Origin of the sequence: Variovorax robiniae (assembly GCF_037889955.1) — a bacterium.
Classification (GTDB): Bacteria; Pseudomonadota; Gammaproteobacteria; order Burkholderiales; family Burkholderiaceae_C; genus Variovorax; species Variovorax robiniae.
On the sequence record NZ_JBBKZS010000010.1, the window covers coordinates 96,093 to 122,742 of the forward strand.

The 26,650-nt window shown below is 67.1% G+C and carries 25 protein-coding genes and 3 tRNA genes; 5 read left to right on the forward strand and 23 right to left on the reverse strand.

Features of this window, described 5'->3' with window-relative positions:
- Positions 1–19: 19 nt before the first annotated feature.
- From WKW79_RS22300 to folC, 16 genes are all read right to left on the reverse strand, one after another.
- The gene (locus WKW79_RS22300) at positions 20–1,102 is read right to left on the reverse strand and encodes a WD40/YVTN/BNR-like repeat-containing protein (protein ID WP_340337395.1); all 1,083 of its coding nucleotides are present in this window, start codon (positions 1,100–1,102) and stop codon (positions 20–22) included.
- Between the two features lie 157 nt (positions 1,103–1,259).
- Positions 1,260–2,609 carry a DUF1329 domain-containing protein gene (locus WKW79_RS22305; protein WP_340337396.1) on the reverse strand — a complete coding sequence of 450 codons (1,350 nt, stop codon included), beginning with the start codon at positions 2,607–2,609 and terminating at the stop codon, positions 1,260–1,262.
- 10 nt (positions 2,610–2,619) lie between these two features.
- Positions 2,620–4,317, reverse strand: coding sequence for a DUF1302 domain-containing protein (locus WKW79_RS22310; RefSeq protein ID WP_340337397.1), 1,698 nt, complete (start codon positions 4,315–4,317; stop codon positions 2,620–2,622).
- Between the two features lie 202 nt (positions 4,318–4,519).
- A complete protein-coding gene (gene pgaD / locus WKW79_RS22315) occupies positions 4,520–5,047 on the reverse strand; it encodes a poly-beta-1,6-N-acetyl-D-glucosamine biosynthesis protein PgaD (protein WP_340337398.1) in 528 nt (175 codons plus the stop codon).
- Between the two features lie 17 nt (positions 5,048–5,064).
- Positions 5,065–6,318: a poly-beta-1,6-N-acetyl-D-glucosamine synthase gene (pgaC, locus tag WKW79_RS22320; RefSeq protein ID WP_340337399.1), complete on the reverse strand. Its 1,254-nt coding sequence runs from the start codon at positions 6,316–6,318 to the stop codon at positions 5,065–5,067.
- Positions 6,319–6,340: 22 nt separating this feature from the next.
- The gene (pgaB, locus tag WKW79_RS22325; protein ID WP_340337400.1) at positions 6,341–8,131 is read right to left on the reverse strand and encodes a poly-beta-1,6-N-acetyl-D-glucosamine N-deacetylase PgaB; all 1,791 of its coding nucleotides are present in this window, start codon (positions 8,129–8,131) and stop codon (positions 6,341–6,343) included.
- Positions 8,132–8,133: 2 nt separating this feature from the next.
- Entirely contained in the window at positions 8,134–10,242 is a 2,109-nt protein-coding gene (gene pgaA / locus WKW79_RS22330; RefSeq protein ID WP_340337401.1) for a poly-beta-1,6 N-acetyl-D-glucosamine export porin PgaA, read from the reverse strand.
- 425 nt (positions 10,243–10,667) lie between these two features.
- Positions 10,668–10,744 (reverse strand) — tRNA-Asp (locus WKW79_RS22335).
- 70 nt (positions 10,745–10,814) lie between these two features.
- Positions 10,815–10,890, reverse strand: a tRNA-Glu gene (locus WKW79_RS22340).
- A gap of 37 nt (positions 10,891–10,927) precedes the next feature.
- Positions 10,928–11,003: transfer RNA gene (locus WKW79_RS22345), tRNA-Ala, on the reverse strand.
- Positions 11,004–11,080: 77 nt separating this feature from the next.
- Positions 11,081–12,472: a glutamate--tRNA ligase gene (gene gltX, locus WKW79_RS22350; RefSeq protein ID WP_340337402.1), complete on the reverse strand. Its 1,392-nt coding sequence runs from the start codon at positions 12,470–12,472 to the stop codon at positions 11,081–11,083.
- Between the two features lie 5 nt (positions 12,473–12,477).
- On the reverse strand, positions 12,478–13,695 hold the full coding sequence (locus WKW79_RS22355; protein ID WP_340337403.1) for an O-succinylhomoserine sulfhydrylase: 1,218 nt from the start codon (positions 13,693–13,695) through the stop codon (positions 12,478–12,480).
- An 8-nt stretch (positions 13,696–13,703) separates the two neighbouring features.
- Positions 13,704–15,221: an amidophosphoribosyltransferase gene (gene purF, locus WKW79_RS22360; protein ID WP_340337404.1), complete on the reverse strand. Its 1,518-nt coding sequence runs from the start codon at positions 15,219–15,221 to the stop codon at positions 13,704–13,706.
- Positions 15,222–15,233: 12 nt separating this feature from the next.
- Complete coding sequence (locus WKW79_RS22365; RefSeq protein ID WP_340337405.1) at positions 15,234–15,719, reverse strand: CvpA family protein; 486 nt, start codon at positions 15,717–15,719, stop codon at positions 15,234–15,236.
- Positions 15,720–15,731: 12 nt separating this feature from the next.
- Entirely contained in the window at positions 15,732–16,655 is a 924-nt protein-coding gene (locus WKW79_RS22370) for an SPOR domain-containing protein (protein WP_340337406.1), read from the reverse strand.
- An 83-nt stretch (positions 16,656–16,738) separates the two neighbouring features.
- A complete protein-coding gene (gene folC / locus WKW79_RS22375) occupies positions 16,739–18,034 on the reverse strand; it encodes a bifunctional tetrahydrofolate synthase/dihydrofolate synthase (RefSeq protein WP_340337407.1) in 1,296 nt (431 codons plus the stop codon).
- A gap of 46 nt (positions 18,035–18,080) precedes the next feature.
- Here folC and WKW79_RS22380 point away from each other — a divergent pair, with 46 nt between their 5' ends.
- From WKW79_RS22380 to ppnP, 3 genes are all read left to right on the forward strand, one after another.
- Positions 18,081–18,446, forward strand: coding sequence for an ArsC family reductase (locus tag WKW79_RS22380; protein WP_340337408.1), 366 nt, complete (start codon positions 18,081–18,083; stop codon positions 18,444–18,446).
- Positions 18,447–18,562: 116 nt separating this feature from the next.
- Positions 18,563–19,111 (forward strand): hypothetical protein, encoded by a 549-nt coding sequence (locus tag WKW79_RS22385; RefSeq protein WP_340337409.1) that lies wholly within the window; start codon positions 18,563–18,565, stop codon positions 19,109–19,111.
- Positions 19,112–19,138: 27 nt separating this feature from the next.
- Positions 19,139–19,456, forward strand: a complete 318-nt coding sequence (gene ppnP / locus WKW79_RS22390; RefSeq protein WP_340337410.1) for a pyrimidine/purine nucleoside phosphorylase — start codon at positions 19,139–19,141, stop codon at positions 19,454–19,456.
- Positions 19,457–19,519: 63 nt separating this feature from the next.
- Here ppnP and WKW79_RS22395 read toward each other — a convergent pair whose 3' ends face one another.
- Genes WKW79_RS22395 through murB form a run of 3 tightly spaced genes read right to left on the reverse strand, consistent with a single transcriptional unit; the run spans position 19,520 to position 22,860 of the window.
- A complete protein-coding gene (locus WKW79_RS22395; protein ID WP_340337411.1) occupies positions 19,520–20,338 on the reverse strand; it encodes a glycine-rich domain-containing protein in 819 nt (272 codons plus the stop codon).
- A gap of 13 nt (positions 20,339–20,351) precedes the next feature.
- The gene (locus tag WKW79_RS22400; protein ID WP_340337412.1) at positions 20,352–21,773 is read right to left on the reverse strand and encodes a YdgA family protein; all 1,422 of its coding nucleotides are present in this window, start codon (positions 21,771–21,773) and stop codon (positions 20,352–20,354) included.
- A gap of 34 nt (positions 21,774–21,807) precedes the next feature.
- On the reverse strand, positions 21,808–22,860 hold the full coding sequence (gene murB / locus WKW79_RS22405; RefSeq protein WP_340337413.1) for a UDP-N-acetylmuramate dehydrogenase: 1,053 nt from the start codon (positions 22,858–22,860) through the stop codon (positions 21,808–21,810).
- A 38-nt stretch (positions 22,861–22,898) separates the two neighbouring features.
- On the opposite strand from murB, the gene WKW79_RS22410 reads away from it, so the two are divergent.
- Both WKW79_RS22410 and WKW79_RS22415 read left to right on the forward strand, forming a co-directional pair.
- On the forward strand, positions 22,899–23,384 hold the full coding sequence (locus WKW79_RS22410) for a YajQ family cyclic di-GMP-binding protein (RefSeq protein ID WP_340337414.1): 486 nt from the start codon (positions 22,899–22,901) through the stop codon (positions 23,382–23,384).
- Complete coding sequence (locus tag WKW79_RS22415; RefSeq protein WP_340337415.1) at positions 23,384–24,031, forward strand: retropepsin-like aspartic protease family protein; 648 nt, start codon at positions 23,384–23,386, stop codon at positions 24,029–24,031. Before WKW79_RS22410 ends, WKW79_RS22415 begins: the two co-directional genes overlap by 1 nt.
- On the opposite strand, the gene WKW79_RS22420 is transcribed toward WKW79_RS22415, so the two are convergent.
- From WKW79_RS22420 to WKW79_RS22435, 4 genes are read right to left on the reverse strand one after another with little or no spacing between them, the layout of a single operon-like run.
- The gene (locus WKW79_RS22420) at positions 24,032–24,385 is read right to left on the reverse strand and encodes a RidA family protein (RefSeq protein ID WP_340337416.1); all 354 of its coding nucleotides are present in this window, start codon (positions 24,383–24,385) and stop codon (positions 24,032–24,034) included.
- A 6-nt stretch (positions 24,386–24,391) separates the two neighbouring features.
- The gene (gene plsY, locus WKW79_RS22425) at positions 24,392–25,030 is read right to left on the reverse strand and encodes a glycerol-3-phosphate 1-O-acyltransferase PlsY (RefSeq protein WP_340337417.1); all 639 of its coding nucleotides are present in this window, start codon (positions 25,028–25,030) and stop codon (positions 24,392–24,394) included.
- A 28-nt stretch (positions 25,031–25,058) separates the two neighbouring features.
- Entirely contained in the window at positions 25,059–25,550 is a 492-nt protein-coding gene (locus WKW79_RS22430) for an aminoacyl-tRNA deacylase (protein WP_340337418.1), read from the reverse strand.
- Positions 25,551–25,557: 7 nt separating this feature from the next.
- Positions 25,558–26,619: an aldo/keto reductase gene (locus WKW79_RS22435; protein WP_340337503.1), complete on the reverse strand. Its 1,062-nt coding sequence runs from the start codon at positions 26,617–26,619 to the stop codon at positions 25,558–25,560.
- Positions 26,620–26,650: the final 31 nt, after the last annotated feature.

Below are 26,650 nucleotides of genomic sequence, written 5' to 3' on the forward strand. Positions count from 1 at the left end.
CGTGTCTCCGGCTGCGTGTTCAGGGCAGCGGTAGCGCCTGTGCGCCGCGCGGCCCGGCGATCAGGAGCGTGCCCTTCGCAGGCATCGCCACTGCCGCGGCGGGCGCGGACCGTTCGAAGGGAATGGGTGTGAAGCTCGCGCCGTCATCGCGGCTCATGAGCACGTGGCCGACCTGGCTCACGATGAGGAGACGACCGTCGGCGTCCTGCGTGCTGGCGGTGAGGCCGGCCTGCAAGCCCGTCTTGATCGGCTCCCAGTTGCGGCCACCGTCGGTGCTGCGCAGCACCGTGCCGCGCAGGCCGTAGGCGACCAGCGACCGGGGATTGCCGGCCAGGCCGAACAAGGTGCCCTTGTAGGGAATCTCGAGCGCGCGGAAGCGCTCGTCGCCCTGCGCCTGCTTGAGCAGCAGGCCCTGCTCGCCGGTCATGTAGACGTCGGGGCCGATGCCGCGCACGGCATAGAGATGTTGGCCCTTGGGGTTGTCGATCGCATGCAGCATCGGCTCCCAGTGCGCGCCGCCATCGCTGGTGCGCAGCGCCAGGCCGAAGGCGCCGACGACATAGCCGTTGGAAGCGTCGCGGAACCAGACGTCGAGGAAGGGGTTCTCCGCGCCTTGTGCCTCGAAGCGCTTGGCTTCTTCGAGCAAGGCCGCAGCACGCTTCGGATCGCTCGCCAGCGAGGCATTGGCTTCGCGGGTGTAGTAGTCGACCATCACCGCGCCCAGGCGCCGGCCATCGAGTTGCAGGGTCCAGGTGAGGCCCGCGTCGGTGCTTCGCAGCACCACGCCATCGTGGCCCACGGCCCAGCCGGTGGTAGGCGTGGGGAAGCTCACGGCCACGAGGTCCGAGCTGACCGGCACCTCGGCCTGGCGCCAGCTCTTGCCCGCGTCGTCGGTGGTGACGATCTGGCCGCGCTGGCCGACGGCGACAGTGCGCGCGCCGGCATTGGCCATCCCATTGAGCAGCGTACGCGCCGCATAGGCGCTCTTGATCGCAGGTGTGTCCAGCACGTCGCGCCAGCCCTTGTCGTCCGCGCCCTGTGCCGCCCACACCATCGTGCAGGCGACGAGCGCCACGGCCGTCGCGGCTCGTTTCGATTTCATTTCAGTCTTCCTTGACGGTGGCGCGTTCCGCCATGCTTCAACCCAGGGGAGCAAGGCGCGGCCCATTCGTGGGCACCCGCAGAACCGGCTTCGCCGGGCCGCTGGGTGCGCCCCCTTGAGGGGGAGCGCCGAAGGCGCATTCGGGGGTGGGTCCAGTTCAGCGCACGCCGGAACCGGCCAGCGAGTCGGCAGTCCACTCGCGGTCAGGCAGCGCCTTGGTGTGGCGCAGGCCGCCGGTCTCGGCGATGAAGCCGGTCAGCGAGTAGACGCGCGACACGAAGTCGTAGTGGCCGAACATGTCGGTGTACGGTGCCGGCAGGTCGTAGCTCGGCGCCATGTAGGCAAAGCCGGCGCGGTAGAGCTGCCCGCGTGCGTCGTAGTTGTCGGAAGCCAGGGCCGCCCACGAATCCTCGTCGAGGTAGAAGGTGCGCTTGGCATAGGCGTGGCGCTTGCCTTCACGCAGCGTCGCTTCCACCACCCACACGCGGTGCAGTTCCCAGCGCACCAGGTCCGGGTTCAGGTTGTTCGGCTTGACCAGGTCGTCCTGCTTCGCCTGGTAGACCGCACCGTAGGCGTTGTAAGGAACGATCATTTCCTTCTTGCCGACCAGCTTGAAGTCGAAGCGGTCCATCGAGCCGTTGAAGATGAAGGTGTCGTCGAACACCGTGGCGCCGGCGGTGCCGGGGTTGGGCGTGTCGAAGGACAGGTCCGGTGCGACCTTCACGCGGCGCTGGCCGGGCAGGTAGCTCCAGGCGCGACGGTCCTTGCTGCCGGTGTCCAGCGGGTCGATGATCATCAGCGCTTCGCCGGCGCGGCGTGCGGGGCCGGAGTAGGTCAGCTTGATGCGCCAGTAGGTGTCGGCGTCCGTCTTGCTCGGGTCCCAGAAGGGGAAGTCCTGCACGCTCACGCCTTCGGTGGCCAGGGCCGGGCGGCCACTGGCATCGACGTTGAGGTTGCGGTACTTGGCTTCGTAGCTCTGGCCGTTGAAGCGCACCAGGTGGTTCCACATCGCCTCGTAGCCGGTCTTCGGGATCGGGAAGGGGAAGCCTGCGTGCACGCCCTCGATCGAGCGGCCGTCATTGGTGGTCTTGGCCGTGATGGCGCTCTTCGCCGTGTTGTCGGTCACGTACTTGGGGAAGGCGACGGTGCGGTGCGTCGGGTAGACATCGATGCGGAAGCCCGGGTTCTTCTGCAACAGGGTCTTGGCGCCGTCGGTCAGCTTGTCCGCATATTCGGCCATGTTCTTGGCATCGATCACGAGGCGCGGCTTCTCGCCCGCGAAGGGGTTGGGGCGCACGCCGTCGCCGGCCTTGAAATCGGCCGGGGCCTTGGTGAGGCCGCCGGTCCAGGCGGGAATGGTGCCGTCCTTGTTGCCGGCCTTTTCAGCGCCGACGGGCGTGAGCGTGCTGCCGAGGGCCTTGGCCTCGTCGGCGCTGATGGCCGCCTGCGCGACGAAGGCGGACTGCGCCGCGATGAGCCCGGCGAGGAGCTTGAGTGCGTATTTCATGGTGGTGTCTTTAGAAAGTGGTCTTGAAGGTGAGGCTCACGAAGCCGCGATCCTTGAGCAGCGTCGTGAAGCCGTTCTGGCTGGTGACGGCGGTACCGTTGGTGCTGCGGTACTTGCCGAGGTAATCGATGTACTTGAGGTCGAAGCGGTACTTCTGCTGGACGTCCACACCCAGGCCGACGCTGTAGTTGCCGTTGCCCTGGTTGCCGCCGAAGATCGTGGCCGCGTTGCCGCTGAGGCCCACCGCGTAGGTCATTGGCATCGAAAGATCGACGCCGGGGAACACCTGGAACCAGGTGGGCGTGAACGCCAAGCCGGCACCGAGGTAGTTCTTCGTCGTGCAGCCGTCCCACTTGTCCTTGCCGACGCAAGGCGCGAAGCCCTCGGCAAAGAACAGGTTGCCGCCGCTGCGCACCTTGGCCCATTGCGACCACACCAGTTCGGCCGCCCAGGTGGCGGTGTCGAACAGGGGGGTCTTGTTGATCACGCCGACGGCGTTGATGAGCCCGTGGTACGTGTCGCCGCGCGGGCCCTTGGTGTCGCCCGGCGTCGGCAGACCGGGGGAGATGCCCAGCACCGTGCTGTTGAGCGGCGTGTTCTGGCGGTACGAGAGTTCGCTGCCGAAGCTGATGCCGCCGATGTTCTTGGCCAGGCTGATGCCGTACAGGTTGATGTTGTCGGCGTAGATCAGGTTGTAGCGGCTGGTGCCGGGGCCGACCTGCGTGAGGAAGGTCTGCGGCAGCTTGTCGGCGAAATTGCGCCAGTAGAAGCCCATGGTGCCGTCGAGCCATGCCGGGCTCCAGCGCGCCGAAAGGCCGCCTTCGCCACGTTGCTTGGGCTCGGACGGATCGCCCCGGCGCGCGAAGCCGAGCGCCTGCGAGATGAACTGGCGGTCCGGGCCGTTGAAGGCGAAGTCCACCGGGCCGAGGTAGGTGCCGCCTTCGGGATAGCGGAAGGAATCCCACTCCAGCATGTACTGGCCGGCGATCGACAGGGTGTCGGTCACCTGGGACTGGAAGGACAACTGGTTCAGCGGACGGAACAGTTCCTTGGCTTCCACGCCGGGCGTGGCAAAGCCCTTCTGCAAGTCCAGCGGGTTCTGCGCATAGGCCACGCTGTTGAGGTTGCCGGCCAGGAACAGCGACTCGCCCCAGTAGAGCGAGTGGCGGCCGAGCTTCACATTGACCGGCACCTCGCCGAGGTCCACGCCGCCGAACACGAAGGCATCGAGCAGTTCGCCCGAAGGCCCGTGGTAGTAGCGCTGGGTGTAGTCGCTGTAGCGCTTGCCGATGTAGCTGGGGATGTTGGTCAGCGGCGGGTTCGGGTTGGTATGGCTCACCGAGCTGTAGGCATCGTCATACCAGCCGGCGCCGCTCACGCGCGCGCCGTAGCGCTTCTTCCAGGTCAGGTCGATCTCGCTGAGCAGGTCGACGCGGTTCGCGACGGCCTGGCCCTTGTTGAAGCTGTACGTCCCCTCGTCCGACACGGCCGAGTTGCCGATCTTCGAGTCGCGCTCCTCCACGCGGCTCGCGTAGTTGTAGCGCAGCGTGTTGTCCCAGCGCAGGGTCAGGTCGGGGTTGCCGGTGTCCAGCTCGAATGCCTGCGCCCCGGATGAGATCGACAGGAGGGCGACGGCGAGCGCCGTGGCGGCGAGTGGGAAGGTCGGCTGGCTCGCAGCGGGCCGGACCGGGAAGGGGCGATGTTGCACTTTTCTCCTCATTTCTGGATACACGTTCTGGTTTGAATGCCCGGCGCTGCGAGGGTGGCCGGGTGGTTTGGGGGCGCAGGAATTCTGGGCGGCGCCCCTCCGTGCAACCCCCTCCTTCGCGGAGGGGGGGCGGGGCGGGGAATGCCCCCGGCGCGGCGCCTTGTCGGACGCCTTCAGGGCGCTGCAGACGAGCGTCCGGGGATCAGCTTCGAGGGCTCGCGGGCGCGCTGCATGGCGCCACGCCGGTGATGCGGCCTTCGGCGTCGAAGGCCACCTGCAGGCAGCGCGCCTCGCGCCAGGCGGTCGACGCCGATGCTTGCACACCCCGCGCGGCGAAGTGCGCCTCGGGCGACAAGGGCGGCACTTCCTGGCCGGTGCCGCCCTGGCTGCGCAGATGCCGCCGATGGCCCAGCCCGGCGAGGGCCAGCCAGATCACGAGGCCCGCCGCGACCCACAGATACGGCTGCAGGTGCACGACGTACGAGACGTCGATGACACCCCGGAGATACTCCCCGGCCGCCGGGCTCAGCCACGCGATGCCGGCGACGAGGAACCGGCGCAGGATCCACAAGTAGGCCATCCACGCGAGCAAGGTCAGCACCATGTCGCGCAGGCGCATCCACCACCGGGCCTGCGTCCGTGGAATGCGCGGCGGCCACAGCGCTGGCGCCGCCAGCAGGATCGGTGGCTGCGTCTCGCCGCGATCGGCAGGCTGGGTCTCTTGCTGCATGTGCTTGCTCCCCCGGTTCAGCGGATGCCCCGGTCCGGGCTCACCCAGGTGCCGCGCATGCTGCCCATGTGCCACAGCGCCCGCGGCACGCCGACGATCGAGGTGAGCGCCTGCGCGGCCCAGAACGCGATCGGATACCAGACCAGCCAGAACAGCGAGCGGAAGATGCCGTGCTCGAAGCGTTCGTCGATCCATGCACTGGTCAGCGCCTGGGCGAGGTAGGTGAACGCAAGGATCTGCCCCCAGTCCCGCGGATAGGTAATGAAGCCGGGCGGCAATGCCTCCAGGCTGAGCCCGAAATGCATGAGCGATGGAATCACCACCCAGAGCAGGAAGCCGATCAACATCGCATAGGCCCACAGCGTGGAGATCACGAAGTTGATCCAGGCCGGCAGCATGCGCGGCTGGCGCGGCAGCAAGGGCAGCACCTTGAGCATGACGGCCGCCCCACCCTCGGCCCATCGCACGCGCTGGCGCCACAGGCCGCGCAAGGTTTCCGGCATCAGGATCCAGCAAATGGCCTTGGGCTCGAAGGCGAGGCGCCAGCCGGCGAGCTGCATGCGCCAGCTCACGTCGACATCGTCCGTCAAGGCCTCGCGCGACCACCAGCCCGCGTCCTGCAGCGCGCGCTTGCGAAAGGCGCAGATGACGCCGGACACGGTGAAGAGCGAGCCATACACGGTCTGCGCGCGCTTGATCAGCCCCACGATGGACGAGAACTCGCCGACCTGCAGCCGACCCAGCAGCGTCGCATGGTTGCGAATGCGCGGGTTGCCGGTGAGACCGCCGATGCGCGCATCGGTCTGGAAGCGGCGCACCAGCCAGGTCAGCGCGTGCGGTTCCAGCAACGCGTCGCCATCGATGCAGACCAGCAACTCGTGGCGCGCCGCCAAGGCCCCGGTGTTCAGCGCGGTGGACTTGCCCTGGTTGCTTTGCAGTTGCACCACGCGCAGGTTGGACATCTGCGGGATCAGCGCTTCGAGCCAGGCGCCCGTCTGGTCGGTGGAGCCATCGTTGATCGCAATGACCTCGAAGTTCGGGTACTTGATGCGCGACAGTGCCCCGAAGGTCTCTGCCAGTTGGCGCGCCTCGTTGTGGCAGGGCACCAGAACCGACACGCCCGGGTAGTCCGGCAGCGTTGGCGGGTCCTCCGGCCGCGGCTCATGGCGCCCGCGCAGGAAGACGTACAGCAGGCCGCCGCAGATCCAGTAGATGGCCATGATGAAGGGATAGCCGCAGCAGAGGGTGACGACGAGGTCCTGAAAGCTCATGGTGTGAGTTCCTCTGTGGCGCTCATCGTCGTTTCGGGAAAAGCGACCCGGACACCGCCGGCGCTGCGATGGCGGCCGCCGGTTGGTCGGCCACCGGATCGTCGGGGCACCAGCCCAGCGAGACGCCGCCGTGGCGCTGGAAGTCGACCGCGCTGCGGGCCAGCAAGCGGGCATCCGGCGGCATGGCGCCCGTGAACCAGGGCACGACGGCCGGATCGACCGACGCGAGGCGGTCGCTCGCCGCCGGTGCGCCCAGGGCCGTGGGCACCAGCGTGATGTCGGCCAGCGGATGCGGCGCAGCCGGAGCGCCTGCCGGCATCAGCCACAGCAACTCGAGGGCCGGTCGCGCGGCATCGAGTGTGGCGAATGCGCGCCATCCCAACGCATCCGCGTTGTCGGCACGAAGCAGGGTCTCGCGCATCGACTCCCGACGCTCGCGCAACACCCATGCGGACCAGCGCACAGGCAACCCGGCGCGATGCGCGTACAGCGGCGGCGGGTCGTCAAAGCGCATCGGCCGGGCCGGCGCCACCGCATCCTCGAACAGCCATCCGTCGATGGGCACCATCGCGCCCAGGTCTTCGTACAGGCGCTGCACGCGTGCTTCATCCCCCAGTGCCGCGAGCGCGTCGCGATGCGGCAGACGCACATACACCTTGACGCTGGCACGCGTGCGCATCTGCCACGACACGCGTGACAGCCAGTCGCCCGCAAGCGGCAACTCCCGCGTCGGGAACCAGGCGCCGGTGATCCGTCCCTGCGTGTCGCGGCGTACCGCATCGACCACCAGCCCCGACACGCCCAGCACCCGCACGCGCTCGATCGCGCGGCCCAGTCGCTCATTGCTGCTGTCCGCGACGCCGGTCCACAACGAGGCAGGGTCGAGGCAGGCAAGACGGTCCACGCTCCAGTCGTTCGGATCGGGCCGCAGGTTGCGCACCAGGTCCGGCAGCGGCGTGTTGTACGACGGCAGGAAGCGCGCGATGTTCAAGTGCTCGCGCACCTTGGCTGGTCCGCCGTCGAGACTCAGCGTGAACTCGAAGCCGAACTCCTGCGCCACGCTAATGCCGATGGCGCTGTAGCGGCCGTAGGGCCACACCAGCGCACGCGGCGCCTTGCCCAGTTCACGCTGCAAGGTGGCACGACCGCCTGCAAAGTCGGCCCGAAGGCCCGCCGCAAACTCCGCCTCACTCTGGTAACCGGCACCGGGCGTGAACCTGCGCGTCACCGCCGAAGGCATCGTGTTGCCCTGCGGATTGCCGACGACTTCATCGTGCAGAGACTGGGTGTGCAGCGCGAACTCGACCAGGCCCGAGCGCTGCATCTCCCGCGCCTGGTCCCAGGTGATGAAGCGCTCGCGCGGCATCGACTCATCGTCATACCGAACCATCGAACCCGCGGGCGCGTCCATCCATTCGGTCACCAGCGCCGCGACGACCGGATAGCCGTAGGCCAGGGCCAGCGGATAGACACGGGTGTAGAGGCTGCGGTAGCCATCGTCGAAGGTCAGCAGCACCGCCTTGGCCGGCAGGGCCTTCTCGCCGCGACGCGCACGCGCGATGTCATCGAGCGACACCGCGGTCCAGCCGTTGCCGCGCAGCCAGTCGAAGAAGCTCAGCAGGCGATCAGTGCTGAGTGAGTTGTCGTCCAGTTCGTTTCGGGCATCGACCACGTCGTGGAAAGCGATGCTGACGAAGGTCGGGGCCGGTGCCGATGGCTGCGCGAGCGAAGGGTTAGCGGCGATGCACAGCCACACGAGGCCCAGCACGCGCACCATGACACGGGTCGCCGTGATCCAGGTCGAAGGCTTCATGCTCATCTTCCGAACTTGTGCTGAAGGACCAGATAGGCGCGCAGGGTACGCTCGCGCTGGCCGTCGTACACCCTGCTCGCCCATTCGACGCCCCAGGTGAGCTCCGTCCAGGGGTCGTGGCGCCAGCCCTGCTCGTAGGCGGCACTGCCCACCCCGTGGGTGCCGAAGCTGCGCTGGTCGTAGGCGCCCACGTTCAGCCGCAGCCGATGCACGAAGGCGCGCTCGTAGGCGCGCCACAGGATGTGTTCCACCTCGGCCTCGATCGACGGGAGCCATCCCTCGATCGGATTGAAGTACGGCGTGGCCGCCAGGCTGTTGCGCTGCCATTCGAGGCGGGGTCGCAGCGTGATGTTCAGGTGCGGGCGGGCGTAGACGTTGAAGCTGCCGTCGAGCGTGACCTGCTCGCGCCGGTTGCCGTCCGTGAAGTCCATGTACTGCACGCGCACGCCCATCTCGTTTGCGGCAGTCCACGCGTAGCGAACCCCGGCGCCCACGGAATCGGCGCTGATGCCATGGAAGTCCGCGCGCAGCGGCGTGTCGGGCGAATGCTTGGCGGCGTCGGCCAGGAAGGTCCAGTGGTCGGTGGGCTCCCATTGCGCGGCCACCGAGCCGCCGGTGGTGTTCAACGAGCCGGTCTGGGACCATGCCAGCAGGGCGAGCTTCCAGTCGGGCCAGCGTCCCTGCACGCCGCCGCCCAGGCGCTGGCGTTCGGCACGGCCCTCCTGCAGCGATTCGGCGAGGCCGTCGGCCAAGCCGACGAGGCGCCATGTGCCGCCGATGGTCGAGGACTCGACCTGGAGATTGGCGTTCCAGCCATTGCCGGGCCCGCGCAAGGCCTGGCTCGAAGTGTCCCTGCCACCCAGTTCCATGCGAACGCTCGGCCCTGACTCCGCGTCCAGTTCGCGCCGGACGTTCTGCACCTGCGGCAGGTCGCCCCCCTGTTCCAGCAGCGGCGCCAGTCGCTCATCGGCCCTTGGCAGGCGGTGCCGTCGCGTGTCCGATTCGACCTGCTGCAGGCGGATGCCGAAGTCCTCGGGCGCGAGGGACGCGGCCGTGTCGATGCCATCTTCCGCCTGGCGCGGCCAGCCCTGCTGCGCCGCCACGCCGGCGGCCTGCGCGCGCAACCACGCCAGTGCCGGCGCGCCGCTTTCGAGTGGCGCGATGCGTTCCCACGAGGCGGCCGGCATCCCGGCATAGCTGTACATGGCGGCGTCGAAGGCCTGCGCGGAAAGCCAGGCGTCGTTCTCGCGCGGCGTCTGCGATGCGCTCGCGCCGCGCCACGGCGGGCCGGCCTCGGCGACCAGCGCGGCGACCGTGGCAAAGGCGGCATCGAAGTCTTCGCTTTCTTCCTCCGCATAAGCGCGGCTGGTCATGAGCGAGCGCCACGGGCCTTCGTCGTCCGCTTTCTGGGCCGGCGTCAGGCCTTGCAGCGCTTCGTTGTAGACGCGTCGTGCATCGGCCGGACGCCGCAACGCCAGCAGCGCATCCGCCTCGGCCTGCAGCACATAGGCGGGGACAGCATCCCCGGCGGCTCGCAAGGACGCCACCTGGTCGAGCGCGTCCTGCCAACGCTCGCGTTGGCGCAGGGCCACTGCCCGGTCGCGCTGCAGGCGGGTGACCAGGCCCGCATCGGGCGGCGTCGCGGCGCGTGCTTCCGCCAGCAATGCGTCCAGGCCAGCCAGCGCGGGATCGATGTCGTCGAAGCGACGCCGCGGATCGGGTGAGAGCGGGTGCAGGTCCATCGCCCACCGCAGGCGCTGCGCGGCCAGACGACTGCGCAGCCCGGGGTCGGCGCGTGGGCCGATGGAATACGCAGCGCCGCTCGGCGCACCCAGTTCCACCAGCACATCGGCCAGTGCCTGTGCAATCTCGGGGTTGTCGGGTTGAAGGCGGCGGGCCTGGCCGAAGGCTGCGAGCGCCGCATAGCGATCGCCGGCACGCCATGCCAAGCGCCCTCGCTCGACCAGATCGCTCACGTCCGCCGGCGCGTCCGGGCGCTTGCCGGACACGGCCTGCGCGTGCTGCACCGGTTCACTGGCGCGTGTCGCGCGGACCGTCGAAGCATCCGGCGCCATCGTCGCCTGTGCTCCGGCAAGACCCCAGACGAGCATGCCGCCGATGCCAATGCACACCCGAATCGACCGCGGACCCGACGGGAGGGGGTGCCGCGTCATGGGAACGCATCAAGCACGTCGTCGTGACGCACCGCCGAAGCAGCAGCCGACCGCCATCCCTGCACGGAGCCTGCAGAGACGGCCGAGGGCATGGTCCGATGGTCGATGGGCTGCATCGCGATCTGGTGTGGAGCGCCATCCTGGATGGCGCCGGGGCCGAGCATGCCGGCAATTGGCACGGGCTGGCTTGTTCTGGCGCAAATTCGCGAGCGGCAGTCCGCTCACGCGAACAGTGAATGCTGAGGAGAGGAGCTGTTCCGGCCGAAGCTGGGCGCCTGGCTTCGAGCTTGGATGCGCAAAGGCGATCCGGAAAAAGAAACGCCCACTTGATAGTGGGCGTTTCTGCGGCAAAGCCGCAATAGTGGCGGAGTGGACGGGACTCGAACCCGCGACCCCCGGCGTGACAGGCCGGTATTCTAACCAACTGAACTACCACTCCTGGTAGACAACGTTCGCTCTGAAAACAGAGCCAAGTGTTGCCACTTGTGCCTCGCTGACCTAAGTCAATTTGGCGACCCTACGGGGATTCGAACCCCGGTAGCCACCGTGAAAGGGTGGTGTCCTAGGCCTCTAGACGATAGGGTCAAAACCTTGGAACATCTTCCGACTCGACAAGAAACTTTGGTGGAGGTAAACGGGATCGAACCGATGACCTCTTGCATGCCATGCAAGCGCTCTCCCAGCTGAGCTATACCCCCAAGTTTCCAACAAGACTTTCGTCTTTTCGCTGAGCCCCTGCTCACTGCGTGTCGAGCCTCAAATTATATACCGAAAATCAGCTCTTACTCAACCTTGCCAAAATAGTTTCGCGAGAAAAGAGTGCGAGCACCGCATCGAGCGAAGGTGTCTGTGGTGTTCCGAGGACCAACACGCGCACCGGCATGGCGAGAGCCGGCATTTTAAGGCCCTGCGAAGCCAAAACTTCCTTGATGGCCGCTGCGATGGACACTTTGTCCCAATTTGCAACGGCGGAAAGCTTGTCGGCCAGCGCAGCCACCGCAGGACGAATACTTTCGGTCAGATGCTGCGCACGATCGGCGTCGCTCGCCGCCACGTCGGCATAGAAGCCGGCCGCCCAATTGGCGAGTGCGACCGTCGTATCGCAACGGTCCTTGAACAAGGCGCAGATGTCCGGCAGGCGCGCATCGCTCTCGATGCCGCGCTTCTTCAGTTGCGCGCTCACCAGTTGAGCCAGCGCGGCGTTGTCCATCTGCTTGATGTAGTGCGCGTTGACCCAGCTCAGCTTGGCCGCGTCCCATTGCGCCGGGCTCTTCGACAGGTGCGTGCCGTCGAACCATTGCACCAGTTGCTCGCGCGAGAACAGTTCGTCGTCGCCATGGCTCCAGCCCAGGCGCGCGAGGTAGTTCAGCATCGCTTCGGGAAGGTAGCCGTTCTCTTCGTAGGCGGTCACGCTCACGGCGCCGCGGCGCTTGGAGAGCTTCTGGCCGTCATCGCCCAGGATCACCGGCACATGGCCGAACTGCGGCAGCGGTGCGCCAAGCGCATTGAAGATGTTGATCTGCCACGGCGTGTTGTTGATGTGCTCGTCGCCACGGAAGACGTGGCTGATCGCCATGTCCCAGTCGTCCACCACCACGGCGAAGTTGTAGGTGGGCACACCGTCGGGCCGCTGGATGATCAGGTCGTCGATCTCGCGGTTGTTGATGGTGATCGGGCCCTTGACCAGGTCGTCCCAGGTCACGTCGCCTTCGACCGGGTTGCAGAAGCGCACCACGGGCGGCACGCCTTGCGGCACCGGCGGCAACACCTTGCCTGGCTCGGGGCGCCAGCGGCGGTCGTAGAGCGTCTTCTCGCCGCGCGCGCGTTGCGCTTCGCGCATGGCTTCGAGGTCTTCCGGCGTGCAGTAGCAGTGGTAGGCCTTGCCTTCGGCAATCATCTGCGCGATGACTTCCTGGTAGCGCGCAAGTCGCTGCATCTGGTAGATCGGGCCTTCGTCGTATTCGAGGCCGAGCCAGTGCATGGAGGCGAGGATCTGGTCGGTCGATTCCTGCGTCGAGCGGGCCACGTCGGTGTCCTCGATGCGCAGCACGAATTCGCCGCCGTGATGGCGCGCATAGGCCCACGAGTAGAGGGCGGTGCGGGCGGTGCCCAGGTGCAGGAAGCCGGTGGGCGACGGGGCGATGCGGGTTCTGATTTTTCGGGTCATGGGATTCAAATGGCGAGCGTGCCGAGGCCGCGCAGCAGGTCGGCCTGGATGTCGTCGATGTGGTCGAGGCCGGCCGCGATGCGGATCAGGCCCTGGCTGATGCCGGCGGCTTGCCGCTGCGGCTCGGAGAGGCGGCCATGCGATGTGGTGGCCGGATGGGTGATGGTGGTCTTCGTGTCGCCGAGGTTGGCAGTGATGCTCAGCACACGGGTGCTGTCTATCACGTGGAAGGCATTCGCGCGCGCATCTTCTGGCGTGTCGCCGAGCACGTCGAAGGACACCACGGCGCCGCCCTGCCCCGACTGCTGCTGCATCACGAGCGCATGCTGCGGGTGCGATGCGAGCCCGGGGTAGTAGACGCGCTTGACCGCGGGCTGCGTCTCCAGCCATCGGGCCAACGCGAGCGCGTTGTCGCAATGCGCCTTCATGCGCAGGCTCAATGTCTCGAGGCCCTTGAGCACGACCCAGGCATTGAAGGGCGACAGCGCCATGCCGGCGGTGCGCACCACGGGGCCGAAGACTTCGTTGACGAGCTTCGCGCTGGTGCAGATGGCGCCGGCCAGGACGCGGCCCTGGCCGTCGAGGTACTTGGTGCCGGAATGCAGCACGAGGTCGGCGCCGAACTCTGTCGGGCGCTGCAACGCCGGTGAGCAGAAGCAGTTGTCCACGGCCAGCAATGCGCCCACGCCGTGTGCGATGTCGGCCAGCGCGCGGATGTCGCAGACTTCGGTCAGCGGATTGGTCGGCGTCTCGGCGAACAACAGCTTCGTGTTGGGCCGCACGGCGGCGCGCCATTCGGCCACATCGGACTGCGAGACGAAGGTGGTCTCGACGCCGAACTTCGCGAACTCGCGGCCCAGCAGGTTGAAGGTCGAGCCGAACAGCGAACGCGAGCTCACCACATGGTCGCCGGCCTTCAGCAGGCCCATGCACATCATGAGGATCGCGCCCATGCCGCTCGATGCGCCGATCGCCGCCTCGGTGCCTTCCAGTGCAGCCAGGCGGCGCTCGAAGCTGGTCACCGTCGGGTTGGAGGTGCGGGTGTAGGTAAAGCCCTCCTCCGTGCCCGCGAAGCGTCGCGCCGAGGTCTCGGCATCGGGCTGCACGAAGCTGCTCGTGAGGAACAGCGCCTCGGAGTTCTCGCCGTACTGGCTCGGCTCCAGGGCCGTGCGCACCGCCAGCGTGTCGCGGTGCAGGCCCGCGGGCAGGGATCGATCGGTCACGACGGCTTTCAGTTCAGGTTGGGCAGCGCCAGGCGGGAGGCGTCTTCCTCGGTCTCTTCGACACGCGGGCGGTTGTTGTTCATGCGGTTGATCGCATCGGTGTCGATGTCGCCGGTCACGTAGTAGCCGTCGAAGCAGGAGGCCTCGAGGCCCGCGAACTTCGATGCGCCGGCGGTCGCGGGTGCGGCCTTCATCACCGCGCGCTTCATCGCGTCGACGTCCTGGTAGATCAGCGCATCGCAGCCGATGAGGGCACGGATCTCCTCGATGGTGCGGTCATGCGCCACCAGTTCGCCCTTGGTCGGCATGTCGATGCCGTAGACGTTGGGGTAGCGCACCGGCGGCGCGGCGCTGGCCAGGTAGACCTTGCGGGCGCCGGCGTCGCGCGCCATCTGCACGATCTCGCGGCTGGTGGTGCCGCGCACGATCGAGTCGTCGACCAGCAGCACGTTGCGGCCCTTGAATTCGCTGGCGATCGCGTTGAGCTTCTGGCGCACCGACTTCTTGCGCTCGCCCTGCCCCGGCATGATGAAGGTGCGGCCGACGTAGCGGTTCTTGACGAAGCCTTCGCGGTAGGGAATGCCGAGCAGATGCGCGAGCTGGGTTGCGCTGGGCCGGCTCGACTCGGGGATCGGGATGATCACGTCGATGTCGCTCGGCGGCACCGTGGAGACGACGCGCTTGGCCAGCGTTTCGCCGAGATTCAGGCGCGCCTGGTAGACCGAGATGCCGTCCATCGTCGAGTCCGGGCGCGCGAGGTAGACGTACTCGAAGATGCAGGGGTTGAGCGTGGGCGCCTCGGCGCACTGGTGCGCGTGGACCTGGCCCTGCATGTCGATGAAGACCGCTTCACCTGGCGCAATGTCGCGCTCGAACTTGAAGCCCAGGCCTTCCAGCGCGACCGACTCGCTGGCCACCATCGCGGTGCCTTCCGCATTGCGGCCCAGGCACAAGGGGCGGATGCCGTACGGGTCGCGGAAAGCGAGCAGGCCCTGCCCCGAGATCAGCGACACCACGGCGTAGGAGCCGCGCAGGCGCTTGTGCATGCTCTTCACCGCAGCAAAGAGTTGGTCGGTGTGCAACTGAACGCCGCGCGTGGCGCGCTCCAGCTCATTGGCGAGCACGTTGAGCAGCACTTCGGAGTCGCTCTCCGTGTTGGTGTGGCGGTGGTCGGTGGAGAACAGCTCGGCGCGCAGCGCGTGCGCGTTGGTGAGGTTGCCGTTGTGCACCAGCACGATGCCGAAGGGCGCGTTCACGTAGAAGGGCTGCGCCTCTTCCTCGCTGTAGGCGTTGCCGGCCGTCGGGTAGCGCACCTGGCCCAGGCCCACGCTGCCGGGCAGCGCGCGCATGTTGCGGGTGCGGAACACGTCCTTCACCATGCCCTTGGCCTTGTGCATGAAGAACTTGCGGTCGAGCAGGGTCACGATGCCGGCGGCATCCTGGCCGCGATGCTGCAGCAGCAGCAAGGCGTCATAGATCAATTGATTGACAGGGGCGTTGCTGACAACGCCGACGATTCCACACATGAAGCGATCCTCTCAGGGCAAGTAGCTTGCCAATTTCTCGGGCAGCGCAGGCTTGACGGTCTGCAATGCCGTATCCAGAACAGTGGCACTGCGCGATTCGCGCCACCACGCGCTGTCATTCAGCGAAAAAAGGTGGATCCCTACCGCCATCGCGAGCAACGCGACGGCCCCACGCACGAAACCAAAACCCGCACCCAAGGTACGGTCGACCGGCCTTAGCCCGGCCGCCACAATCATCTTGCGCACCAGCGCCGTGATCAATCCAGCCGTGAAGGCCACCGCCACGAACACCAGCACGAAAGCGACCGCATATCGCCACACCGCATCAGGCGCACCGACCGGCAACCAGGCCGCGACAGGGTCGGCAAAAAACTGCGCGCAGATGAAGGCCACGACCCAACCCGCCAGCGACATCAACTCGAACACCAGGCCGCGCACCATGCCGACCAGGACCGACAACAACAGCAGCGCGACGACAACCCAATCCAGCAACGCCACGGAATGCGCTGCTTACAGCGTGAGCACGGAGGCGGACAAGGCCAGGCCCTTGACGCGGGCAGCCGCCTTGTCGGCATCGGCACGCGTGGCGAAGGGGCCGACGCGCACACGGGTGCGATCGCCTTCGGCCGTCTTCGCGACGTGCGTGTAGGTCTTCAGGCCGGCGCGTTCCAGCTTCTGGCGGACTTCGCGGGCCTTGTCGGCATCGGCGAAGGCGCCGACCTGCACGACGAAGCGGCCGGCCTCGTCGGCTGCGGAAGCGGGCTTGGCGGCGGAGGTGTCGGCGGAGCGGCCGTCGAGCAAGGCACGTGCGCGTGCCTCGTCATCGCCGGCCGGCTTCTTGGGCTCGGGCTTGGCGTCCGCCTTGGCTTCTTTCGTCTCGGTCTTTGGCTTGGCTTCGGGCTTGGCCTCAGGCTTCTTGACCTCGGGCTTGGCTTCCGGCTTCACCTCGGCCTTCTTGACCTCCGGCTTGGCTTCGGGCTTGGCCTCCGGCTTCGGTTCCGGCTTGGCCTTGGCTTCCGGCTTCGCTTCTGGCTTGGGTGCAGCATCGGCCACCGGCTTCGACGGCGCGATTTCCGTGCCGTCAGCGGCCTCGGTGATCATGCCGCCGCCCGGCGCAACCGCTGCGACGCGGGTCGAAGCGTCCTTGCCCGGCGTGGCGGAAGTCGTGGGCGCGGGAACGGCCGGCAGGGGCAATGGCTTGACCTTGTTGCGGTCCGGAATCTCGATCGGGATGTCCACCGCCACGGGGCGCGGCTGCGTGTCGAACAGCAGCGGGAATCCGACCACGCCCAGCAGCACCAGCACGGCCGCGCCGAGCAGGCGATGGCGGGCGCGACGGCGCATGGTCTCGACGCTTTCCGCGGGCACCGCACCGGCCACGTTGCGGGCTTCGTTGCCTTGCGAACCGCGTCCGCGGAACTTGAAAAACGCCATGAAAGTTCGATTCCTGTGGGAGAGCAGCGTGGGTGTGATGATGCGGCGGAAATCAGGCCTTGTCAGGCCCTTCAGGCCCCATTTCAAGCGTCCCGCAACAGGTGTTTGGCTTGCAGGCGGGGCGTTCCATTGAGGAGCACGCCGCCGACGGTAAAGAACGATCCGAAGACCACGATTCTATCAGCGGGGTCCGCCTGATCGATGGCCGCCTGGAGCGCCTCCATCGGGCTGGCGCACAGCGTGCCCGACGCATCCTTGCGGCTGTTCTGCGACTGCCAGCGCGCCAGCAGCTCGGCGGCCGGCGCGGCGCGCGGCGTGGGCAGGTCGGTGAAGTACCAGCGGTCGATCAGCGGCCCGATGCGCGCGAAGATCGGCGCCAGGTCCTTGTCGGCCATCACGCCGAAGACGGCATGCGTGGTCGGGTAGAAGCCCATCGCGTCGAGGTTCTCGGCCAGCGCCGCGACGGCATGGCCGTTGTGGGCCACGTCGAGCACCAAAGCAGGCTCGCCCGGCACGATCTGGAAGCGGCCCGGCAGCTCGACCATCGCCAGCCCGGTGCGCACGGCCTGGGCGGTGATCGGCAGCACCGGCCGCAGCGCTTCCAGCGCCGCCAGCACGCCGGCTGCATTGATCAACTGGTTGGCGCCGCGCAGCGCCGGATAGGCCAGTCCGCTGTAACGCCGGCCACGACCGCTCCAGCCCCACTGCTGCTTGTCGCCGGCCACGTTGAAATCGTGGCCGAAACGCCAGAGATCGGCGCCGATGGCGTTCGCATGCGCGATGACGCTGTCCGGCGGCATCGGGTCGCTCACGATCGCCGGACGACCGGCGCGCAGGATCCCGGCCTTCTCGAAGCCGATACTCTCGCGGTCCGGCCCGAGGAAATCCATGTGGTCCAGGTCGATGCTGGTGATGACGGCACAGTCGGCATCGACGATGTTGACGGCGTCCAGCCGGCCACCCAGGCCGACTTCGAGGATGGCGACCTCGACGCCGCTGGCCGCCATGCAGTGCAGCAGCGCCAGCGTGGTGAATTCGAAATACGTCAGCGAGGTCGATCCGCGCGCCACTTCAACGGCGGCGAAATGCGGCAGCAGCGCGGCGGCTTCCACCGATTCGCCACGCAGCCGCAGCCGCTCCTCGAAATGCACCAGGTGGGGCGAGCCGTAGACGCCGGTGCGGTAGCCGGCATGCCGCAGGATCGACTCCAGCATGGCGCAGGTCGAGCCCTTGCCGTTGGTGCCCGCCACCGTGATGACGGGGCAGTCGAAGCGCAGGCCGAGCCGGTCGGCCACCGCGCGCACGCGGTCCAGCCCGAGGTCGATGTTCTTGGCATGCAGTTGCTCGCAGTGGGCGAGCCAGTCGGCGAGGGTTTCCATGGCGGGCGGAATTGTCGCCGACCCGCCGACGCGGCATCATCCCGGGATGACAACAACCCTTTTCGGCATTCCCAACTGCGACACAGTCAAGCGTGCGCGCACCTGGATGGACACGCAAGGCGTGCCCTACACCTTCCACGATTTCCGCAAGAACGGCCTGCCCGATGCGGCGCTGGACCGCTGGTTGCAGGCGCCCGGCTGGGAGGCGCTGCTCAACCGGCGCGGCACCACCTGGCGGCAACTGGACGAGGCGACGCGCGCCTCGGTGGTCGACGCGGCTTCGGCGCGCGCGGTGCTGGCCGCCCATCCGACGCTGATTAAGCGCCCTGTCGTCGAATGGCAACCCGCGCGCGTTGTGACGGTCGGCTTCGACCCGGCCGCCTGGACGACCCATGCCGCCGGGAAGGCCTGACGGTAAAGCTGCCGGCAAAGCCAGGCAAAAAAATGTGAAGCGGTGAACCCGGCGCAGCCAACGGCGTCCAACCCACCTGCACAAGCGAAAGCGCTGCGTTCTTGAGGAGAAATTTCATGCGCACCCCTACCCGAATCATCATCGGCCTTGCCCTCGCCAGCGCACTCGGCGGCGCCGCCTCGCTGGCCCAGGCGCAGCAAGTTTCCGCCCACGTCATTTCCAGCACCCCGATCCGTGACGCGAACGGCCAGACGGGCTACAGCGTGGTCTACGAATACGCCGGCCAGCGCTACACCACGCGCACCGACAGCCCGCCCGGGCAGACCATCGCGCTGCAATTGAGCCCGATGGGCGTGGCCACCTCGCCCGTACCCAACCAGCCGCCGCAGGCCGCGTACAACGACCCGAACCCGCAGAACTGGGACAACGTGGCGGTGGAGCCGGGCGTGGTGGTCGGAGCCGGCGCGGCGCCGCCGCCGGCCTATGGCGCAGCGCCGGTCTACGGCGCCCCCGTCTACGCCCCGGGCTATGCGCCGCCGGTTTATGTGGCGCCGGCCTACGGCTACGGCTATGCGTCGCCCTGGATCGCCGCCCCGATCGGCCTGTCGCTCAACTTCGGCTACGCGCGCGGTTGGGGCGGTGGCTGGCATCGCGGCTGGCATTGAGCCAACCCGGGCTCGTAAACTCGGCCCATGACTGAAACCATCCAAAGCGTGGCCGTGGCCACCAAGGCCAATGTGTACTTCGACGGCAAGTGCGTGAGCCACTCCCTCACCCTTGCCGACGGCACCCGCAAGTCCGTGGGCGTGATCCTGCCCTCGACACTGACCTTCAACACCGGCGCGCCGGAAATCATGGAAGGCACCGGCGGCGCCTGCGAATACCTGCTGAGTGGCAGCACCGAGTGGAAGAAGGCCGGCGTGGGCGAGAAGTTCAGCGTGCCGGGCGATTCCTCGTTCCAGATCCGGGTGACGGGCGAGCCCTACAGCTACATCTGCCACTTCGGCTGATCCAACCCACAAGATCCATTCACTGAGCCACCTTCGGGTGGCTTTTTTGCGCCTGACGCGAGCTCAATCGCCTCCGCCGCCGCAGCCTCCGCCACAACCGGAGCCGCCGTCGCCCCCGCCATCGCCGCCGCCACCGTCCGATGAAGACGACTCGCTGCCACCGAAGTTACCCGCATCACCGGAGCCGCCATCGGAATCGCTGAAGCTGGTCCCGCAATAGGCGTCCGAGCCGGCGGCACGGTCGATGGCATTGCAGTCGGGCGTGTACTTGAAGCCGCCTTCCACGTCGAACTTGGCATCCAGCGCGAACAGCAGGGGCAGCCGGGAGGGCTTGCGCGGGTCGATGCTCTCCTCCTTGCAGGCCCAGTACCAGGTGCGGCGCAGGCCGTCATTGCGCCGCGCATCCTTGCCGAGCACCTCGGCCGGCGTGTGGTGCAGCATGCCGCCGAAGGCCGCCTCGCACCAAAGCTGGTAGCCCCGGGTGTGCAGGATGTACTCGTGCCAGGCCTCGTCCACCACCTTCGATGGCATGGCGACGAACTGGCGCCCCGAACGCAGGTGTGCCATGAAGAACTGGCGCAGGCCGCGCAGGACGAGGTCGCCGTCGCCTCGCCGCAACTGCGGAAAGGCCGCCATCAGCTTGCGGACGATGAACGGCGGGAACTCCGCCTCGCGGATGAACTGGCGGCGAACGCTCAATTGCCAGGACTTGAGCGCGCCGTTCAGCAGGGCCGTGACGACGAGCATTGCCACCGCCCAAGGAAATCGACCGCTTGCAAACAGGGCGAAGGCCGCAATCAGGCCCCCGAGCAAGGACAACCTTCTTGCCCACACCAGCAGGTTGATGCGGCGGCGGAAGTTGAGTGTCGGCAGTACGCTCATCGTCGGCCTTGCGTCACTTGCCCCCGGTCATCGGCTTGCCGTTGACCAACAACGCGCCCTTTTCCAAGACGGCGGTGCTCGTCAGGAAATCACCCTCGCGCACGGCAAAACCCTTGCCCACGGCCAAGTCGACCAGCGATTGGGCCTGCGCCACGCGTTGCGGTGCGCCGGCCGCTTCTCCGCCGCGCTCGCCGAGCAACTGCACCCAGGCCACCGGCAGCTTGGCATTCGCCTTCATGAGCATGTTGGTCTGCAACCTGGCCTGGATGGCCACCGGGTTTTCGATGTCCTCTGCGGTCAGGCCGGGTGCGCTGGCCGAGAAGGACAACTCGCCGCGCTGGCCTTCGTAGGTCACGGCCAGCTTGTCGATCGATACCTCGGGCGCGTGGAGCAACAGTTGCGTCATCGCTTGCATCATCTCGGCGATGGGCGCGGCTGCTTCGTCCGCCGACAGCTCTCCGCCCTCGCAGCTCGCCGACAACTGCCCCATCGACGTTTCCAGCACCTTCTGCAAAGTCGGTCCGTGCAAGTGTTTCACCGATTCCTGGAACTCGAAGTTGTCGAGCTGGATCGGCTTGGCGTCTTCGCCGATGCGCAGCGTGGCATCGGCCGTGAAGGCGGCCTTGGCATCGAGCAGTTCCTTGTCGGCCTTCACTTCGGTGAGGTACTTGAACTTGCCGATCTGCGCCGAAACCGGCTTCTTGCCGGCGTTGGCCAGCACTTCCAGGCGTTCGATCTCGACGGTGCTGGTGCCGGGGCGCAGCCAGAAGCTGTCCGCCGGCAGCGAGGTGCCCTGCCAGCGCAGCTTCGCGAGCTTGAAGTCGAGGGCGGATTTTTCGTCCTTGGTGGCACCGGCAAAGGCCAGTTCGGGCAGGCTGCCGTCGAAGGTGAAGGCGCCGCCGTCGAGCTTGCCGGCGGCACGCAGGTGAACGTCGGGCCAGGTGAGCGTCCCCTGCGGCAGCGCGACCTCGCCGCCCGGCAGACGCACCTGGCTGCTGTAGTCGCCGCCATAGCTGACGACTGTGCGGATGTCTTGCGGCTTCATGCCGGCGAGGTATTTGCGCAGGCCCTCGGGCGCCTCGTCGGGAAGGATCACTTCCGACTCGATCACCGCCGCGCCGAAGGTGCTGAAGCCCGGCAACGGACCGGTGCGCACTTGGTCCCGGAAGCCGATGTCCAGCGTCTTGCCTTGTTTCGCGGCCTCGCCGCCCGCGTCCGGCACGCAGCCGATGCGCAGCTTGGCGCTGTAGGTCGAGGAGAACATGCCCTTCTCGGTTTTGCGGTCCACCACGTGCAGGAACGGAAATTGTTTCTCCAGCTTCTCCGCACGCGCCTCGTACGCGGCCGCGATCTTGTTGCCCGTGAAGGCCGTCGCGCCCAGGTATCCACCCACCACGACGACCGCAGCGGCCACCGCAAATGCCTTCTTCTTCATTTCACACTCCCTGCAATTGACTTCTAGTTGTTGGCTACACGACCACCGGCTCGGGCTCGAGCAGGATGCCGAATCGCTCGTAGACGCTGGTCTGGATGGCCTTGGCCAGCGTCATCACTTCTCCGCCGGTGACCGGATGCGTCCGGCCGCCTCGATTGACCAGCACCAGCGCCTGCTTCTCGTAGACGCCGGCATTGCCGACCGATTTGCCTTTCCACCCGCACGCATCGATGAGCCAGCCGGCGGCCAGCTTGATGCTGCCGTCGGCCATCGGGTAGTGCACGATCTTCGGGTCGCGGGCGATGATGTCGGCGCACTGTTCGGCGGTGACGGTCGGGTTCTTGAAGAAGCTGCCGGCGTTGCCCAGTTGTCGCCAGTCGGGCAGCTTGGCGCGGCGGATGGCGCAGACCCAGTCGAACACCTCGCGCGCATTGGGCGTGAAGTTGCCGGTCTCGGCCATCTTGCGCTCCAGGTCGAGGTAGCCCATGACGGCCTTCCAGGGCTTGGGCAGGCGGAATCGCACCCGGGTGATCAGTGCCCGGCCCGCGAGGCCGAAACTGTTGCTACCGCTCGCCACGTGCTTGAACACCGAATCGCGGTAGCCGAAGGCGCACTGCGCCGCATCGAGCGAGAAGGCGCGGCCGGTGTCCAGCGCGATGGCGTCGAGCGATTCGAAGCGGTCCTGCAATTCGACCCCGTAGGCGCCGATGTTCTGCACCGGCGAACCGCCGACCGTGCCGGGAATCAGCGCCAGGTTCTCCAGCCCCGGAAAGCCGTTGTCCACCGTCCACTCGACCGTGTCGTGCCAGGTTTCCCCGGCGCCGGCTTCGACGATCCAGGCGCGCGGCGTGTCCTCGACCAGGCGCAGGCCCTTGATCTCGACCTTCAGCACCAGCGGCTTGACGTCGCCGGTCAGCACGATGTTGCTGCCCCCGCCGAGCACGAATTTGGGCGCGTCGCGCCAGTCGGCGTCGGCCAGCAGCGCCAGCACGTCGGCGTCCGAGGCGATGCGCGCCAGGTGCTGCGCGCGCGCCACGATGCCGAAGCTGTTGTAGGGCTGCAGCGGGACATTGTGCTCAACGATCATGGGAGAATTGTCGCATTCAGCTGTGCCCAGGAGACCCCATGCCTTCATTCGATATCGTCTGCGAACCCGACATGCCCAAGATCAAGAACGGGGTCGAGAACACCGCGAAGGAAATCGGCACGCGCTTCGATTTCAAGGGCACTTCGGCCTCGATCGAGCTGAAGGAAAAGGACATCACGCTGGTCGGTGATGCCGACTTCCAACTCCAGCAGATTGAGGAAGTGCTGCGCAACAAGCTCACGAAGCAGGACGTGAACCTCAACTTCCTGGACAAGGGCGACGTGCAGAAGATCGGCGGCGACAAGGTCAAGCTGGTCATCAAGGTCAAGAGCGGCATCGAGAGCGAGGACGCCAAGAAGATCCAGCGCCTGGTCAAGGACAGCAAGCTCAAGGTGCAGGCGTCGATCCAGGGCGATGCGCTGCGCGTGACCGGCGCCAAGATCGACGACCTGCAGGCCGTGCAGCAACTGGTTCGGCGCGACTTGCCCGAGATGCCGCTGAAGTTCGACAACCAGCGCAAGTGATGCGCAACAAGCTCCGCAATGTGGCCGGCGCCCTGCTGCTGCTTGCCAGCACCTTGGCGCATGCCGATTCGGTGATGCTCACCGGCACCATCGGCAGCCGCGCCATCCTCATCGTCAACGGCGGCGCGCCGAAGACGGTGGCGGTCGGCGAGACCTGGCAGGGTGTGCGCGTCGTGTCGGTGCAGTCGGACCAGGCGCAGGTCGAAGTCAGCGGCAAGCGACTCGCGCTGCGCATGGACACGCCCGTGAGCGTGGGCTCTTCCGGCGGCAAGCCGGACGGCAAGCGCATCGTGCTGACGGGCGACAGCCGCGGGCACTTCATGAGCGGCGGCACGATCAACGGGCGGCCGGTGAGCTTCATGCTCGACACCGGGGCGACCAGCGTGTCCCTTTCCTCCGCCGACGCGATGCGCATCGGGCTCGACTACCAGAAGGGCACCGCCGTGCAGATGAGCACGGCGAACGGCGTGATCCAGGGCTACCGAGTCAAGCTGGGTTCGGTGCGCGTGGGCGACGTCGAGGTCTACGACATCGACGCCGTGGTGTCACCGCAGCCGATGCCCTATGTGCTGCTGGGCAACAGCTTCATCAACCACTTCTCGATGCGTCGCGACGCGGACCAGATGGTCCTGGAAAAGCGTTTTTGATCAGCGCTGCGCGGCGGTGACCACCACTTCGATCTTGTAGCCAGGGTTGGCCAGCTTGGCCTGCACCGTAGCACGCGGCGGCGTGTGACCGGGCGCGACCCACGCATCCCACACCTCGTTCATCACCGTGATGTCCGAAATGTCGGGCAGGAAGATCTGCACCATCAGCATGCGCGACTTGTCGCTGCCGGCTTCGGCCAGCAGGCGGTCGATCATGCCGAGCACTTGTTGCGTCTGGCCGCGCATGTCGGCGGTGACGTCATCGGGCACCTGGCCGGCGAGGTAGACGGTGCCATTGTGGACGGCCGTTTCGCTCAGGCGCGGGCCGACGTGGAAACGCTGGAGTTCAGCCATGGTCTGTCATTCCTTTTTCTTTTTGGAGCCCAGTTTGGACTCCGTGCCGGCCAGGAGCCGCTGGATGTTTTCGCGATGGCGCCAGGCCAGCAGCAGGCTCATGCCGACCATCGCGACGAATGCCGTGGCGTCGAGCTTCCAGACGATGCCGCCGCCGAGCAGGTAGTAGGCCGGCGCGAACAGCGCAGCCGCCAGCGAGGCCAGCGACGAATAGCGGAAGAACAGCGCCACGATGAGCCAGGTGCCGCCGGTAGCGAGCCCCAGCACCCAGTCAAGGCCCAGCAGCACGCCGGCCGCCGTCGCCACGCCCTTGCCGCCCTTGAAGCCGAAGAAGACTGGGTACAGGTGGCCGAGGAATGCGGCCAAGCCGGCCAGCGCGGCGATGCCCATGTCCATCCCCCAGGCCGTGCCGAAGCGCTGGATCAGGAAGACCGGCAGCCAGCCCTTGATGGCGTCGAGCAGCAGCGTGGCCAGGGCCGCGGCCTTGTTGCCCGAACGCAGCACGTTGGTCGCACCGGGGTTTCCGCTGCCATAGCTGCGCGGATCGGCCATGCCCATGGCCTTGCTCACGATCACCGCGAAGGACAGCGAGCCGATCAGGTAGGAAGCAATGATGGCAACGACAGACGGCCAATGAAAATTCAACGTGGGCTCCGACCGGGAAAAAGGTCGCTCATTCTGCCAGCGCGCACTGCACCGGCTTCGCGTCCAGCAGGCTGACGCACACCTGCGGGTCGAGGCCGACCAGGTAGCCGCGCCGGCCGCCGTTGATGGCGATCCTCGGCAGTTCGAGGATGGTCGACTCGATGTAGACCCGCATGGCGCGCTTCGTGCCGAAGGGCGAGGTGCCGCCGACCAGGTAGCCGCTGTGCCGGTTCGCCACCTCGGGCTTGCAGGGCTCGACCGACTTGGCGCCGATCTGCCGCGCCAGGTTCTTGGTCGACACGGTGCGGTTGCCGTGCATCAGCACCAGCAGCGGCTTGGCGTCCTGGTCCTGCATCACCAGCGTCTTGACGACGGTGAACGGGTCGAGGCCCAGGACGGCGGCGCTGTGCTGGGCGCCGCCGTGCTCGAGGTACTCGTAGGGATGCTCGGTGAAGGCGACCTTGTTCGCACGCAACAGTTGCGTGGCGGGGGTTTCGCTGACGTGGGCTTTCTTCGCCATCGGTCGGTCACATCGCAGGGTCGCGAATCTCCCAGCGGATCTTGTCGATCTCGGCGAGCACTTCCGCCGGCAGGATGGTGCCGAAGGCGTCGATGTCCTCGTCGAGTTGCGCCACCGTGGTCACGCCGATGATCGTGCTCGTCACATGCCACTTGGTGTAGCAGTAGGCGAGCGCCATGCGCGTGGGCGTCAGGCCGTGGTCGCGCGCCAATTGGTTGTAGCGGCGCGCGGCCTTCAACGCATCGGGCCGGCCCCAGCGCTGCTTCCGCACGGACTCGAAGCTGGCGATGCGCGCACCCTTGGGCGCATCCGGCCCGTCGATTCCGCTCTGGTCGTACTTGCCGGTGAGCAGGCCGAAGGCCAGCGGGGAATACACAAGCAGCGACACATCGAGCCGATGCATCGCCTCGTCCATGCCGTTCTCGTGCGCACGGTTGACCAGGTTGAAGGCGTTCTGCACCGAGGCCACGCGCGGCAGGCCGTGCTGCTCGGCCAGGCGCACGAACTCGTGCACGCCCCAGGGCGTTTCGTTGGACAGGCCGATGTGGCGCACCTTGCCGGCCTTGACCAGGCCCGCCAGCGCTTCGAGTTGTTCGCGGATGGGCGTGGCCGAGGTTTCCTTGGCCGGGTCGAAGTAGATGTTGCCGAACTGCGGCACATGGCGCTCGGGCCAATGGATCTGGTAGAGGTCGATCACATCGGTCTTCAGGCGCTTGAGGCTGGCGTCGCAGGAAGCCACGATGTCGGCCGGCGTCATGCCCTTGCCCTCGCGCACCCACGGCATGCCGCGCGACGGACCGGCGACCTTGGTGGCCAGCGTGACCTTCTGGCGCACGCCGGGGTTGGCGGCGAACCAGTTGCCGATGATGGTCTCGGTGGCGCCGCAGGTTTCCTTGCGCGTCGGCACGGCGTAGATCTCGGCCGTGTCGATGAAGTCGACGCCGCGTTCCAGGGAGCGGTCCAGGATCTGGTGGGAGGTCGCTTCGTCGACCTGCTCGCCGAAGGTCATCGTGCCGAGGCAGATCGGAGTGACGTGAAGGCCGCTCTGGCCGAGGGGGACTTTTCGCAGTTCGGTTTTTTGCATGCGCGGGATGCTACCG